The sequence below is a fragment of the Desulforhopalus vacuolatus genome, from assembly GCF_016918505.1.
GTDB lineage: Bacteria > Desulfobacterota > Desulfobulbia > Desulfobulbales > Desulfocapsaceae > Desulforhopalus > Desulforhopalus vacuolatus.
Map to the genome: position 1 here is coordinate 1 of NZ_JAFFPZ010000012.1, position 17557 is coordinate 17557.

Consider the following 17557-nt stretch of genomic DNA (forward strand, 5'->3'; position numbering starts at 1 on the left):
CTTCTGTTGCCAACGGAAGATCCGTCAGATCCACATCAGTGAAGGTGATCGAACCGGTATCACTCAACGTCGTCCCTTCAATAATATCGCCAGCCACGTCAACTACTGCGATCACCGGCGCATCGGTTGCTCCGGTAATGGTAATTGTTACCGTTTCAGCCACAGAAGCCGCATTCAGCGCACCGGAATCGTCCGTCGCAACGACCTCGTAGCTGAATGTGATCGTTTCACCTAAGGCGAGGAAGTCAAGATTTTCGTTCGTTGCGTAGTTCCAGCTATCCTGATCAACCGTAAACCCTTTAACTAACGCCGTTTTTTGCGCGGAAGTCAAGGTTCCACCGTCCCAGGCGATGTCGCTATTGGAGGTCTGGCTGACGGTGACCGTATCGGTCGTGTCCAAATCCACGAAGCTCAGCGCGCCCGAATCACTCAGGCTGGCAGCACCATCGCCTTCGTTCATCGAACCAATCACATCCCCGATGGCAAGCACCGGCTGATCGTTCGTACCCTCAATGGTGATAGTGATAGTCGACTCATTACTTACGGCCCCATCAGCGTCAGTAATTTTATAGGTAAATACGTCGGTATACGTTTCGTCAACAGCCAAAGCCTGAACGACGGCGCTATCGTTATCCAAGGTATAACTATAGGCCCCATTGGTTCCTATGCGCAGTACACCATAAATACCAGAGAGCGCGGTCGTACTATCAATAACACCCGCATCATTATTGCTGTTTTCAATGGTCGTAACAGTGAGGGTGTCGCCATCACTGTCCGTGTCATTATCTAAAACATTGCCCACTTTAGTTGGAGCCGTGTCCTCAATAACTGTCAGGCCATCATCCATGGTAACCGGTGCCGGATTCGTAACCGTCCATGTGAAGTCCGTTGAGGCGGTGTTACCATCATCATCGGTGGCGATAACAGTTACCGTGTACGCACCTGAAGTGCCATCCTGACTGGCATCTTTGGCAATCGTTCCACTGATTATGCCATTCACGTCAATAGTCAGCCCATCCGGCAAACCAGTTGCGCTATAACCAACAATACTATCAAGCGTATCAATCACACCAAAACTAGAACTGACATCCACTCCTGCAATCGCCTCCCCATCCTCGCTATCTTGAGCAACAATGGTCGTCGCGGTCGGATTGTCATCAGCACCCGTAATGGTAATCGTAATCTGCTGCGTGGAACCATCAGTCGCCGTATAGGTTATGGTATCCGTAACTTCCTGGCCTTCATCAAGATATTGAACAGCATTCTGATCCACGGTATAGGTCCACGTACCAGAAATCAACTCAAAGCTTCCCAGTGCGTTATCGCCAGGCGTTGAGACTTGATCAGCAAACGTCGGACTGTCGTCAGTATCGACATCACTGATACTTATAGAACCGGAATCAGTTACTGTATCACCGACATCCCCTTCCGTTACCGCACCAATCACGTCGCCAGAAATAACTGAAGTATCATCAGATCCTTTGATTGTGACCGTCAATATAGCCGTCGCCGTGGTTCCGTCTGTATCTTGTACCGTATAGGTAAAATCCTCTGTTAATATATCAGTCGGTCCGGACAGTGCCTCAACCGTGGTATTATCATTATCCACTGTATAGGTATAGGTACCATTATTATTCAATACCAAGGTGCCGTATGTTCCGATCGTATTGCCATCCACTATACCGCCTGTTACAGCACTGACAGTTTTTGTATCTCCGGCATCCACATCGGTATCATTCGTAAGCACATTACCGGTCGGGTTCGTCCCATCCGTCCCATTTGCTACACCACCCGCTTCGATAGCTTCAGCCGTATCGTTTACGCCAACAGGATTATCATTCGCGCCCTCGATCGTAATAGTCAAAGTCGTCTCAGAAGTGGCATTTTCACTGTCTTTAACAGTGTAAGTAAAGGTATCCGTCAATGTGTTGGCTGTTCCAGCAAGCTCCTGAACCGCAACCAAATCATTGTTCACCGTATAGGTGTATATTCCGTTGTTACCAAGTACCAGCGTACCGTAGGTTCCGACGGTATTACCATCCACCGTACCACCGGTGATCGCGCTCACTACCTTTGTGTCGCCCGCATCTGCATCCGTATCATTCGTCAGAACATTTCCGGTAGGATTCGTACCTGCAGTTGCATTCACGATACCACCCGCTTCAACGGCCGTATCGGTATCCACCACAGCTACTGGCGCATCGTTGGTTCCTGTAATATTTACTGTCAATTCTGCAGTATCCGTGCCGCCCTCGCCGTCACTTATCGTATATGTAAAGGTTTCAGTAAGCGGATCGCCCTCTTTCAACGCTTGGACCGTCGTATTGGCATTATCCAAATTATAGGAATAGACACCAGCTGCATCGATAGTCAAGCTACCATAACTACCTGTCAGAGCCGTACTACCATCCACAACCCCCGTCGTGCCGCTACCCGTTTCTGTGCCGGTACGAATCGCCGAAACAACAATAGTATCCGAATCAGGTACTCCATCAGCATCATTCGTCAGAACATTGCCAGACGCTGGGTTAACACCTGCATCTTCCGTCACATCAACCGTATCATTATCGGCGACAGGAGCTACATTAGTCACCTTCCAGAGGAAGGGCGCATCCACGTGAACGCCTGATTCATCAGTGGCAACAACAGTCACTAAATACGTACCCGTCACAGAAGCGGAGTTATCGACAGTACCGGAAATGATTCCAGAATCAAGGTCGATAGTCAATCCATCGGGCAAGCCTGTGGCCGTGTAGTCCAAGGAATCAGTCGTATCCACATCATCAAATAGACTGGAAGTATCAAAACTGACAACCTCACCATCCGTCGAATTTTGCGTTGAAATCCCCGTGGTCGTCGGCGCATCATTTATGCCATTAATCGTCACAATCAGTTCGGCAGTATCCGTGCCGCCTTCACCGTCGCTGACAGTATAGGTAAAAGTATCTGTCAGGTCATCGCCGATGCCCAATTCTTGGACCGCCGGATTTGTGTTATCCACTGCGTAGGTGTAACCACCGGTATCATTCAAGGTTAGGGTACCGTAGGCTCCAAGCAAATCAGAACCAACCATACCACTCGTACCAGTACCGGTCTCCGCACCCGTGCGAATTGCACTCACCTCCAGATCATCACCGTCAGGATCGCTGTCAGGCGTACCATCGGTGAGCGCGTTACCAGCCACGCTGGTCGCATCTTCATTGATGGCGGCAGTATTATCCGTAGCCGTCGGAACCGGATTGCTTACTGTCCAAGTAAAATCAATATCCACACTTTCACCAGAACCGTCTGTAGCAGTAACCGTCACGGAGTATGGTCCTGAAACGCCAGCCGAATTATCAATCGTGCCAGAGATAACGCCTGTTGTCGCATTGATCGTCAGACCAGCTGGCAGGCTAGAAACGGTATACACCAAGTTATCGCCCGTATCCACCTCATCAAAAGCGCCCGCCGTAGCCACTGAAATCATAGTATCGGCATCATTGGACGTTTGATTGCCAATCGCTGTTCCAGACAAAGTCGGCGCATCATTCGTACCGGTAATCGTAAGGGTCAGCGTCGTAAAGTCCGTACCGCCATTGTTATCAGTAATTGCATAACTAAAGATATCTGTCGCATTCGCCCCAGCCTTAAGCTCATTTGCTGCATCTGTATCCGCTACATAGATATAACTACCGTCATCCGCAAGCGTCAGGTGCCCGTATGCTCCAAGCAATGATGAATCAATATTAGCCGCACCATCTGTAACGATACTCGCCGCCGTAGCCGCAGTACCGGTTGTCACACCCGTAACAGTTAAGACATCACCATCGACATCACTATCAACACCAGCCACTACACTACCACTCAGAATAACGCCATTAGCCTCATTAAGCGTCAAGGTGGCCCCTTCATTCACACTACCAGTATCCGCCTGAGCCACCGGCGCATCATTAACCGCAGCAACAGAAGTATTCAGTGCAAGCACTGCGGTTGACCAATGCTCAGAGCCGCCAACCAAACCGGACAAATCTGCATCCGCATCCACCACCACCGGCGTATCGGACATACGGACCGTCAACCCGCCTGGCGTACTATTATAGTTTTCAGCCGGATTAAAGCGAAGCTGGGCATCAGTCGGTAAGACCACAGCGTTGAGATCAGATACATCGGAAGGAATCGCAGTCCACGTTGTGCCATCAGTCGAATATTCCCAGACGCCCTGATCAGCCGTTACGTCATTATCCACAATCGCAATGCCACCAAAGTCGGTGGACACATCAGTTCCGCCGGTAATACCACTGGTATCATCCGTCGCATCGGAGAAGGCCGAGCCAAAGAGATCAGTAACCGTTGAACCGGAATTGGCTCCGCTTGAAATATCTTCATCCACTGCAACCAACGTCTGTACTTCCTCCCCTGTGACCACGGTCGGAGCATCATTCACATTCGCTACCGTCGGACTTATGATCAGTGCATCCGAAGCCCAAGAGCCCGTTTGCAGATCTAAATCGCCATTGGCTGTTTCATTCAAATCGAGCAGATCCGTTTCATCGGCACTGACGGTCAGGGTCGCACTATCATCTGCAACCCGCACGGTCAAGTCACCTGGCTCACCTTGGTAATCACCCGCTGGGTAAAAACGTAACTGCGTATCTGCGGCCAAAACAATGGCCGAGCTATCGGTTAGCCCAGAATCGGGGATGGGAATCCAATCAGTTCCATTGGTGGAATACTGCCAGGTACCCTGTACCGCAGTCGCCGCATTACCGGTAATAGCCACATAGCTCAGATCTGTCGCGCTATTACCGCCGCTGTTGGCCGACTGATTATCGGTTAAATCATCGTAGCGACCACTCAACAGACTATCAAAAGTGGCACCGCTCGTAATAACATCCTCGGTCACCGCAATGACGATCGCCGAACTATCATCCGCCGTGGGTTGATCATTTACGGGAGCTACCGTAATCGCTACAGTTTCGGTAATGATGTTATTAATACTAGTCCCAGCAGCACCAGTATTCGTTCCCTGTTCCGTATTTACATCGCCAAGATCGGCAACTTCAATAGTAAGCAAATCGTTACCATGGTAGTTGGCGGTAGGCGCATACTCAATTTTAGCCAGCGCCGCATTCAAGGTTTCCCGCGTTCCTTCTAAGGTAAAAGTGGAACTCCCGTATGAGCCAGCAACCAAGGTAAGCCCCGTAGTATCAAAGCCGGTTTCAAAATCAAGCGTACCATGCTCAACCGAAACAACTACTTGCATGTCGTAATCAACAATGTCGGGGTCGACAATAGAGAAACTACCAAAGAGGGTTCCACTAGTATCTTCGTCAACCGTCAGCGGGCTTGGCGTCGTTAACGTCGGCGCATCGTTGTCACCGGCAACCGTAAATTCAACAGTGGCCGAATCGCTCAAGACCCCGCCGCTTCCAACATTGCCATTGTCACTAATCACGGCATCTAACGTTTCAATACCAGAAAAATCGTTATTCCCCTCATAGGTTAGATTATTATTGATCGCCAACAGGTCATTGATATCCGCCACAGTACCAGTGATAACCACTTCACCCGTATCATTTCCACTGGTAACAGTAGCAGTTCCCAAGTCAGTCGTTGCAAATTTTAATGTTCCGTAATCCACAGTAAGGGTAAGCGTAGTCGTTGCGCTTTCACCAGTGGCTCCGCTGTCAGGATCGTCCACGGTAATACCGTTAATATATCCGAAGCTATCCTCCGTCACATCTGCGATCGCCGGTAGCGTCACCGTCGGCGCATCATTGACTGGAGTGACAAGGATCGTGGAAACAGCGATACTACTATTCACATCACCATCGTTGACCTTAATATTGATTACGCGATTCTCTACGTTTGGTGCGTCAGAAGTATTGCTAAATTTAATGGCCTGCAACGCCGTCTGGTATTCAGCTAAAGTAGCAGAACCAGTCAGAACAATGGTATCAGTATCCTGTGAGTCAATAGAAATACCCGCTGGTAAATCAGTGGCATCCAATGCCAACACATCTCCCGTTTTAATATTGGTCAGCTCGATAGTCGCCGACTCAATATTTTGATCATCCAAATCGGTAATCAAGACATCGCTATCCACAATGCTAATCGCCGTTTCCTGTTCGTTATAAGTCACCTCATAACCCGTACCATCTGCGGAATCATCCAGATCCAATACAGGAGTATCGTTGGTCGCTGTCCATTCGATGGTTCCACTGATAGAGTTGGAAGTAAGTGAATAATCACCGTTACGACTGTCTGCATTCCCATCATTTTCACCATCGTTTAAAACAACAGTGTATGAGCGACTTGTATCCGTACCATAATTAGTCGGGTTATCTGAAGTACTCGTATAGGTTAATGCCTCAAGAGTAGCCTCAACTGCCGCCACGGTAGCATTGGAATTTAAATCCACGGTCCAGCTGGACACCAATTCAGGATCTGAAAAAGAGACACCATAGTATCCAGCCCAATAGCGGACTTCATTGTCCTGAACAAACACCACTTTTACTGTCGCCGCATCATCTGGTACAGTAATTCCATTCAAACTGGTTACCTGAGCGGTATCTGTCTGTGTAATCACAGGGCCCTCAATGGTGCTACCCACTTGATCCCCAGATGCATCCCAAAAGCTCAACTCGAGATGCCCAGAGTTAGCGTCGCTGTCCGCATTTACGGTCGCACTAAACGAAAGTGCAGTTTCACCGTTCAAAGTGTACTCTCGATAGACCGTTGCACCATCCGTATACGAAAATGTCAAAACCCCATCAGATATTCGAACATCTGATGATGCAGTCCAACCGGCTGAACTGCTAAACACAGAGTCAGTCATAATTTCAGTACCCTCATTTACCGTCCCGATAGCTTCCCAGGTACTGCCATCGGCAGAGTACTGTACCTCATCTCCCACTAAGCGTACGGAACCAGTACCGCTACCATCTGCAATGCTAATAACATCTCCCTCTATAAAGCCGTCAGAAGAGCTCACTGTTATTGTACCGCCACCAAAATTATCAGAGCCCAACAGATCAAAATCTAGATCCGATACATTTACATCCGACAACAAATTCACCGCCGTTGAGGCTGTACCCGTATTATCGCCATTATCTTCAGTAATGGAGATAGAATCTGTAAGCGTCAGATTACCAGAACCATCGTCGGTGGTGGTGGCTGAGGTACCGATTACCGGCGCATCATTGCGAGCCACAACGGTCACACCAATCTCGGTCGTTTCTGACCATTGCGAGGTCGTATCGAGGGTCCCTAAGTTCTGCCTCTCTTGATTGCTAGCAACAGTCGTATCAGAAACACGAACCGTCAGCGCAGGAGGCGTACCATTATAGTCGCTTTCCCCATCTACATTCCCATCACCCGTGGGCAAGAAACGTAATTCCGTAGCTGCCGTCAGTATCAGCGCGTTAGTGTCAGACAAGGTACCGGTTGCTATATCGCTCCAATCAGTACCGTTTGTAGAATACTGCCAGATACCTTCCGTTGTTGCATCTGCGGTATTACCGACAACAGCCAAGCCTTGGATCACCGAGGCTGAATCGTTACCTCCAGCTGCGGATGTTTGATCATCTGTTACATCAGAGAATTTTGTACCAACAAACAGGACATCAATGGCACTACCATCCGGATCACTATCCCCTTCAGTTAGTTCAGCTAATGTAACAGCCCCAGTAGTCGGGCTGTCATTTATGCTCGTAATACTCGTGCTAAGCTGAACAGTATCACTGGAATATTGCGTTGCATCGCCGTACGAACTGGCATTACTTAAATCAAGAATTTCACCACTGTTGATCGTGACATCACCAACTTCAACCAAGCGTACATCCAACGACTCTGGCGTACCGTGAAAGTCATCAGTAGGAACGAATCGCAGGCTATCAGTAGCTTCAACCAAAAGCGCCGTACTAGCCGTTCGCGTTCCCACAGACTCCCACGAATCGCCATCCCAATACTCCCAAGCGCCCTGATCGGTGTTCGGAGTATAATTAACAATCGCCACACCCGCTAAATCATTGGCAATAGAACCGCCCACAACCGTATCCGCCACATCGCTAAAATTAGCATTAACAAGCGTTGACACTGTTGCGCCAGTAATCGAAGTGTCAATCGTATCTTCATCAACCGGAGCCAAAGTAGCTGTACCCGTTGCGACCGGAGCATCATTAATCGGATCAACGGTGATATCTAGCGTGTCCTTATCCGCCGAAAAAGCGGTAGCTTCGCCATTATTAGCGCCGGAGGTATCCACGATAGAACCCTCTACAACACCATCACTCTGATCCCAAGCACGGAATGTGACCGCATCCGTTATCTCGCCGTTCCAATCTTGATCCGTCATCTGTAGATACAGCTCCGCATCAGTCTCAAGCAACAGCGCAGCCGCATCCGTAGGATCCGTTGTGATCTCAGTCCAAACCCCACCATCAGTGCGATACCACCAAATCCCGTGAGAAGTATCCAAATCGGTAATAGCAACGCCTTGAAGGGCGCCATTATCAACATCCGATATCCCGCCGGTCAGGGTAGAAACCAAAAAGCCATTATCACTCGAAGTCGGTGCACCCACATCCTCTGTAATCGACGAAGTCGTCAACACGGTATCCGCAAGAACCGGAGCATCGTTGGTACCGTTAAAGGTGATGGTTTGGGTAAGTGTAGCTTCTTTATCGCCACCTAATCCCTGCGGACCTTCTGTAGTAGCGTCACCCGTATTTCCATCATTAATCGTCCAAACCAAGTCTATGTCTTCCTGCTCAGTACCCGCCTGAGTGTCACGCGTATTTTCATACGTTATCGCCTCGGCAACGGTTTCAACCTGCTCGGTTGTGGCATCATTGGTAAATGTAATTTCAAGCACGCCAGCCGTGTTGGTGAATGTACCCACTACCGTGGTACCGATACGAATATCCGTTCCGGAAAAATTCACGCCCGTATCACCACTACCACTCACACCAAAAACATCTTCTGCATTAGCTGTACCACTTCGTTGCAGGGTCAAGACAGCGGCATCCCAGTCGCCCGTTGAACTCTCTAAAAATGATAATTCAGGATCAGAGAGACTCAGCGCCGAATCCAACACAATCGGCACGCCATCTTCGGTGTAGCTCGTATCCTCGATATCAGCAATAATCGGGGCATCATTATTGGCGGTAATATTAACCGTGACAAAACCAGTCCCTTCTTTATCATCCCCCGTTCCCTGCGGATTATCTCCCGTGTTATCATTACCATCATTAATAGTATAACCCACCACCACCTGGCTTGGCGGATTATCGTTATCGTTCCGATAGGTTACCGCCTGCAGCACGGTGTTTGCCTGTTCTGTGGTCGTATCATTTCCGAAGATGACTGTAAGCACGCCATTCTCATTCGTAAATGTACCCACTACAGTAGTGTCAATACGAATATCCTCCCCAGAGAAATTAACTCCAGTATCACCACTCCCCGTCAAACTGAACACATCGTCACTGTTGCCCGCTGCAACGCTGTCTCGCTTAATAGTTAAAACGGCATTTTCCCAATTATCGTACTCTGACAGTTCTTCGTCAGCAAAGGTAGCACTCTCATCAAGCACCACCGGATCTGCCTGATCCTCAACAAAGACCAGAATATTATCCATATGTTCAATAACAGGGGCATCATTTACGCCTGCCACAGTGAGATCGATGGTACCCGTGGCATTAGTACTTGTACCCGAACCACTATTCCCTTGATCATCCAAGACCAGACTCAACTGATCAACGCCCGAAAAGCCAGCAACGCTCGTATATTTAAGATTACCAGCGCTAATGTACGCATCAATTTCTGTCAGCGCAGCAGCTCCCGTGCTGCTACTTACCAGTGTAATCGTCTTACCATCAGCAGATACGGTTGCCGTAACATTCCCGGCATTACTATCGCTAAACGTTCCGTGCAACGCGGTAATGGTCAACGTCGGCTTCGTACTATCAGCGTAGTCAGTATCCGCTGAATCACTGATATCGCTCACGCTAATGTCCGTAATAGCCGTTGCTGTATCTTCAGTCACACTTTGTGCTGGGGTAGTAACAGTAATTTTTGGATTATCGTTCACTGCGGTAAGCGCAATAACAACGGTCTTAATAGCATTTAACCCAGTGGTATCGGCATCGTCCCCTTTGCCATACCCCAAGTCATCAACCTCAAATGTCAAAGTACGGTTAGCCTCATCGACATTATTTGTATTATCATCTGTGTCTGGAGTATACGTCAGACCCGCCAGGGCGGTGTTCAATTCGTCTACAGTTCCGCGTATAACCATTGTTGAGCTATCATTTGCGGTACTTTCCATAAAAGTCAGCCCACTCACGTTAGCAAGTGACAGCGTTCCATTGGGGATACTAAGAGACACTTCAATATCATTATCACGAGAATCGACATCCGCAACCGTCAGTGCATTGTCCCCAGTAAAAGCATACACCACATCTTCTGTGGCGGTCACCGTTGAAGGTGCTTCAGAAGTTGGAACATCATTAATCGGGGTAATGTTATTGACCGTAATTGTTTGAGTTGCAGACTCTGCCGTCGTTGTGGTTGTGCCATTATTGCCCAGATCATTGACAGTTACTGTTATTGTTTCTGTCGTACCAGTATCATCTCCTGGGGTAAAAGTCATAGCAGCCAATGCCGCATTGACCTCCGTTAACGATCCTGTAATTGTGACGATATTCGTGTCATTACCACTGTCGACAATAGTGGTATCTCCTATATGGATTATCCCATGCGTTTGGTCATTATCCAACGCGATCGTCACCGAGACCTTGCCCTGAGTATCGCCAGTCCCCTCATCTCTAAACGCCTCAACATCGTAAACAATGATATCACCGCCGGAAGAAAGGGTTACAGCTGTACCTTCATCTGTGCCAACGACTGTACTATCACCACTAATTGTCGGAGTATCATTTACTGGATCCACCACTACTCTAATGTAATCACTCTCAGTGGAATAAGCCGTGGTTGTACCATTAGTGGTGGTATTACCAAAACTCCCATTGCTACCAGTCGTCATATCCCACGCACGGAAGGTCAGCGACGTATCTTGCGTTCCGTTATAATCTGCATTCGGTTTAAAATAAAGCCGCGTATTACTATCTGCCGCTAAAAGTAAGGCGGAACTCTCATCTATGCTGGTCGTACCCATCTTATACCAGTTAATACCGTTATCCGTAGAATAGTACCAAATACCATAGTCATTACTATTATTAGTGATGGCAATCCCATCTACCGCGCCATTATCCACATCATCGATACCTGCCACTAAGGTGGATACCAAGGTGCCAACATCCCCTACTGGAACAACATCATCCTCAATTTGAGTCACCGTCGGAGTCTCTGCCGCATCAAGGGTGGGAGCATCATTTATATCAACTGTATTAACCGTAGCCGTATTTGCTACTATCGAATACGCGGTCGTGCCGCCTGTGTCAGTGAGATTACCACGTCCGCCAGCCGTACCGACAGTTTGATCCCAGGCATGATAGTCAAAGGTGCCCGTTGTTGCATTGGCGTCGTCTGGAATAAAGCGAATATAATCGTCTGAGCCCAGGAGCAGAGCACTACTTACCGAGGCAGAGTCCACAACAGTCCAAGTTCCATCGGTTCCATTCGTCGAGTCAGTAGAATACTCCCAAGTCCCGTTCCCAGAATCTAAACTCGTAATAGCAATCCCTTCTTTCGCCGAAGTATCGACATCACTCGCATTACTATTGTATAAGTCTCCAACGGGGATTACCTCACTCGGGAAATCTTCCGAGACACTAACGGAGTAAGGGTCCGCCGCATTGACCATTACAGGGGCATCGTTTGCCTGGCTCACAATGACATTGGCGGTACCAGTAACCGATGCAAGCGAAGTATCTCCATCGGTATAGATAATCTCTAAGTTACGAATCCCTTCGGTTGGGTTGGCATCATCACTGTTAGAAAATGTGAGCGCATTGATTAAATCTTGTACAACCGCACTATCAGTCAGAGCAGCAGTAAAGGTAATGGACAAAGACTTGCCGTCGGTACCGTCGTTAGTACTGTCTACCGAACCAATAACAACACCACCATAGGTAATATCACCAGTCGTTGCGTTTATGGTGAAGCCGCTGTCCGCAGCAATACCCAGCACATCACTATCATCTAAAGTCAAACTTCCAGCAGCATAACTTACCACCAACGTTCCGCCATCTAGATTAGGCGTATCACCCGTACCATTCAAATCTGGATCACTAAAACGCACTGTGGAACCAATCGCCACAGGATCACCATCTTCTTGATAGGCTACTTCTCCGAAAAAAGTGGGCACTAAGGTGGGCTCATCATCAACTGGGTCTATGGTAATAACAAAAACGTCACTGGGCTCTGCCATACCCGAAGCATCAGAAACCGTGAATCCGAAACTGTCCTCAAACCCGTACAGGTGTGGCTCGGAACCATCGTGATCATATTTCAAATAGCCTGCTTGAATATCTGCAAGCGTAAAAGCCCCCCCCACGCCCAGGGTGGTTATCACACCGTCTTTATCCAGATACAGCGTGCCGTATTCTACTCCAGCGGTTATCTGGTATTGTACCTGCGTGTCGGTATTATCTGGATCGATATCCAAATCAATGAAGGAACTCAACATCCCCGCTGTAATAACGGTATCGGACGAACCCTCATCAACGGTTACCCCTGTGTTATTACCGACCACAGGCACATCATTCACAGGCAATACATTCACCGAAACCGTTGCTGTGTTTCCCTCTTCATCTGCGTCGGAGGCAAGATAGGTAAATGTATCCGTATACGAATATGTATCTGGCTCTGTACCGTCATGACGGTATTCCAGATTACCATTTGCGAGGTCTGAATAACTAAATTGCGTATCCGCTGTTACCAAGTTTCCGTTGAGGTAAAGCGAACCATGTTCGGGCAGATCCACTATTTTATAATAGCCATTTGCATCATTCTCAAAATCGGAAACTGTATTGTCACTATCGCTGACTGACAAGATCGAGGTAGATAAAACCTGCGTTCCGCCTTCCTGCACCTCAAAGCCGCCATCAGAAGAAACCGGAGCGTCATTCACATTAGGCAGGTTAAAAGTCACGGTGGCCGATGCACTGCTCGTCTCAGTTCCATCATCATTAGTACCGCCATCTACGAGGTGGACAGTGAGTACATCGGTCCTGACTTCTGAGTCGGGGTTATGCCAGTAGGCAATATTACCATTTTCAATATCCGTGGCAGTGAAGCGACTTCCCGCACTCAACTCTATCCATGCGCTCCCCGTCCACTGCAATAACTTAGAGCCTCCGGCAAAAGAACTATCAACCACATAGCTGAGGTTTGCTGCATCTTCAACACCTTGATCCACCTCCGCATCGACATACTGGAGGTTATCAACTGTCAGCTTAACGGCATTAGCCTGAGTAAAGTCATAGGTTGTGGGTACGGCAGCATCAGACGCCCCTTCTGACAAATCAACACTCAACTCCGTCTGATCAATACTTGGAGTATCATTAACCGGAGTGACTTCGAACGTTATGGTCTGCTCACCAGAGGATGAGCCAGTAAACGTAAAAACATCTTCTTGCTGCGTTACATACGCCAACGGCTCAATATCTCCGTTATTTACATACCGCAGAGAACCAGCGTCGACATCATCTTGAGTAAAGGTGTCAGCAGCCGCCAAAACATCCCATGTGCCACTCGTCAGCAACTGAAGCTCGCCGTAGACCACGTTAGTGGTCACCGTATACGAAGAGTCACCAGTTACCTGTGTATCGGATAGAACTGCCGTCTCCCCCTCTAGCAGGGTGACCTCAATATTCGAGGAAGATGACCCCGAAGGAAAAGTAATCTCTATATCAAATTGGCCAAAGACAACGCCGCCATCCCCATCATTCAGAGAATACGTGAATGAGTCGTCAAAACCAGTACCGCTGTTTGTATACGTCAAGGCCCCATCTATTACATCCTGCTGAGTAAACGTAGACCCCGTGCCCAACTTATTGCCATTGAGCGACAAAGAGCCCTCGCTAGGCGTAGCCTTCAACGTATACACCTGCTGGGTAGCATCCAAGCTATCTGCGTCTATAATGCCTAGCCGACTCCCATTCGTAGCACTAGTATCTGTAACCTCATTAACTGCAAACCCTGAAATAACTTCAGTCCTTGAACCCTCATCCTCATTATCAACCGTGACTTGCAAAACCTCGTTGTCCACAATAGGTACATCGTTGATGGGAGACACGGTAATTTCAATCGTCGGACTAACCTCAGTGGCCGCCAGTGAACCATCGGTTCTTCCTCCGTCATTCACGTAGACAGCGAAAGAAACCGAACCACCATAAACGTCAGGCTCTGTGGTACTCGGAGCATACTGCAACGGATTGGCTTCAAGCTCGGCTACGGTAAACGATTTTTCCGCACTGCCACCTTTGAGATCAGCATCCGTAAAATCAACATAGGCAGAACCATCCCAATACTGCAAACTACCTTCAGCGGGCAGACTCTCGACCATCATCAAGGGATAGCCATCCGGAGATCCATCCTCATCCGCGTCACTGGGCAGAAGAGTGGTCAGGAGAATCACCCCGTCACCAGCAGTCGTGTTTTCTACGGTACTAAAAGAGGCACTCCCTACACCAACTTGGGCGTTAACATCCTTAATATCTACTGTGATAGTTGCCCAAGGATTATCTCCGGTCTCCCCATCCTCACCAATTACTCCACCAGCACCATCACGGATACTAACCTTGAACGTATCGGTTGTATCAGCCGCCAGATCGGCAGCACTATCGTCGCACACATACGTTATTATATTATTATCTATATCTTGCTGGGTAAACAATGAACCGACCGACAGTGCAATACCGTTTTTAAACAGCCCACCCTTTTCAGGTACTGCCTCCACGCGATAAACAATCTGCTCTAAAGAACTATCGGGATCCACCACTGGAAGCATGGTCGCATCCACAGTCACAGAGGTGTACTCGTCCAAGGATATATCGCCCTGTACCAATGTCGGGCTATCATTTCGTGAGGTAATCTCAATCACGGCAGAAATACCATTCTCGCTAAATGCCGTATTTTCGCCTCTGTTTCCATCAGAGACATCGGGTGTATCCGTCTGGGCATAAAGCTGACCATCCCAGGCATAATACTTCAACGTAGCATCACCTGATTCTTGTGAATCAATCGCACTGTCAGCAGCCACGAATCGAACCACAGCATCAGAGGGGATTAACGTCGCGGCGGTTACACTCGGGGTAAAAGCAGTCCAATCCGAACTCCCGCTTAATTGATACTGCCATGTTCCGGTCATGCCATTCGTTGTTTCACTGCCATACACAGCAATACCGAAGGTGGTGTCATTCGTATCAACATCAGCAACTAAACTAGCACCTGAAATTGTTTGCAGGAATTCTGAAACGGCCGTCCCAGGATTTTCTGCATCCGTGCTATTTTCCGGCACAGATGTCGATATCAGTATTACCTTAGAGGTGGCAACGGGTGCATCATTGGTACCATCAATGGTCACAGTAAGCACGGCCGAGGAAGAGGATCCTCCATCGTCCTGCATGGTATAATTAAAACTCTCGGTCAACGTTTCACCAACACCCAACGCCTGCACAGCCTCACTATTATTATCCAGGGTATAGGTATAGGTACCATCAGCATCAACAGTTATAGCACCGTATTCTCCGACAAGGGCCGAGCCAATACTACCCTGCATGCCCGTCCCAACCGTTTCACCTAAACGGATCTCTGTCACCGTTAAGTCGGCAGTAGCCGTATCCGCATCAGTGTCATTCGTTAACAGGTTGTCAGTTACAACGATACCGGTATCTTCCGTTGCAGTGATGGCATCAGTAACAGCTACGGGGGCATCATTAACCGCTTCGACAGTTATCGTAAAAGTCGCAGAAGTACTCAGCTCCCCACTGGAGTCCTCCACCTTAAAATCAAATGATGCAGTGTATTCAGCACTTTTATTTACGGGCGTGAACACCAAATTAACAAACTGGGCTTCCGTTACTCTCGTACCCACAGTGACAGCATCACCATTCAGGGTTAAAACTCCATCAGCTGCGTCAGGTAACTCTGTAATTGTAATAGCCGTTATATTGCCAGCCCCATCCTCTGCATCATCAAATCCGAACGTCCAGCCATTAAAATTTACAGCATACTCCCCAGCTATAGTTCCCGCTTGATCTGACGTAGTAGGCGCATCCAACAAACCACTATAACTGCCCAGCGCATCCGTTATTGTTGAAGCTTCAATATCGCCAACAGTATATTCCAGCACCCAGTCACCACCAAGATCAGCATTACCCGTTAAATCGGTGGAGGCCGCAAGGTCAGCTGAGGTGATACGGGCAAGCGAGGTTATCAGCGAACTCCCTGCATCACCCTCGGCCACATCACAACCGTAAATCAGTATGTCAGCGTCTTCACTTAAGTAAGACTGCCATGAGGTAAGTTCGTCAGAGTATTCTGGTAAGGTATCGTTTGAGAGTTCCGTAGAACCAATACTCACACTACCAGAGCTACCGTGTCCTAAAATATGAATGGCGGAGACAGTATCGCCAGCTGCATTCAAGGCATCAGTTATTTGACTTATACCGTCTGTGCTGCCGTCAAGAAGGATAATGGTGACTTCTGGATCAATGCTGTCGATCAGGGTCTGGATATCTTCCAAATTGGAGTCGATAAAGGCGATTTCAATACCCTCTGAAGCTGTACCAGATGTAGTTTCAACTGTGGAGAGGAGGGTACTCTCAGTTGTGTCCAGCAGATGTAATCCCTGACCTGCTGGAGGGGCGTGTGCTGGAGTCAACTCCGTCGGGATGGCATCACTGCTCTCACCATCTTCTGGTAACGTTATTGCAGATGTACTGTTGTCAGTCGTCTCAAACAGCTCCAGGCGTGTTTCGTCCGCCGGCTTATCTGCTCCTGATTTCTCAGTTTGGATATCCTGGTCACTCTTTTGGCCAGATTCTGTCGTTTCTGTGTTGGCGACAGGTGGGATAATTGTATTGGCAAGGGAATTGAGGAGATCTGCACCCTGATCAGTAGCTGAGGTATCGACTGTGGTGGCATCGACTGAGGCGTCAGCACCAACGTGTTGATCAAGTAATACATCTACAGTAGCAGGGGCGGCTCCGTCAAACATGAAGCGTGGTTCAAGAGCCATGATAAGAGATGATAGTGGTAAAGGACTTTCCTGACTTTCTTTGCTTGATGATTGGATATGTGGGGGAGTGGTCTTTGACAGAGTATTCCAGATATTTGCTGCAATTTTTGTAGCACTACCATATTTTTTTTTCATTAAAATATCCCTTGTCTCAATGATTTTAAGATGTCACAATTCAAGATAAAAAATATTAAATTTGTTACATCCTGATAGCAAAGAATTATAGTGAGAAATTTAGATTAGGGCGTATGTCTGGAAGGGGTAACCCACTCGTGCTATACTGTAGTTGAGAAAACTGCAATATAAACGAGCTGACCGTAAACAGAGGTTCCCATAAGTGCAACACGTTTGCCGGTGAAAACTTCCAGC

At 48.2% G+C, this 17557-nt stretch carries 1 protein-coding gene; it reads right to left on the reverse strand.

All coding sequences use genetic code 11. The annotated features are described in order from the left end of the window. On the reverse strand, positions 1-17323 hold a 17323-nt coding region (locus tag JWG39_RS09085), incomplete at its 3' end, for a cadherin-like domain-containing protein (protein ID WP_205219079.1). Positions 17324-17557: the final 234 nt, after the last annotated feature.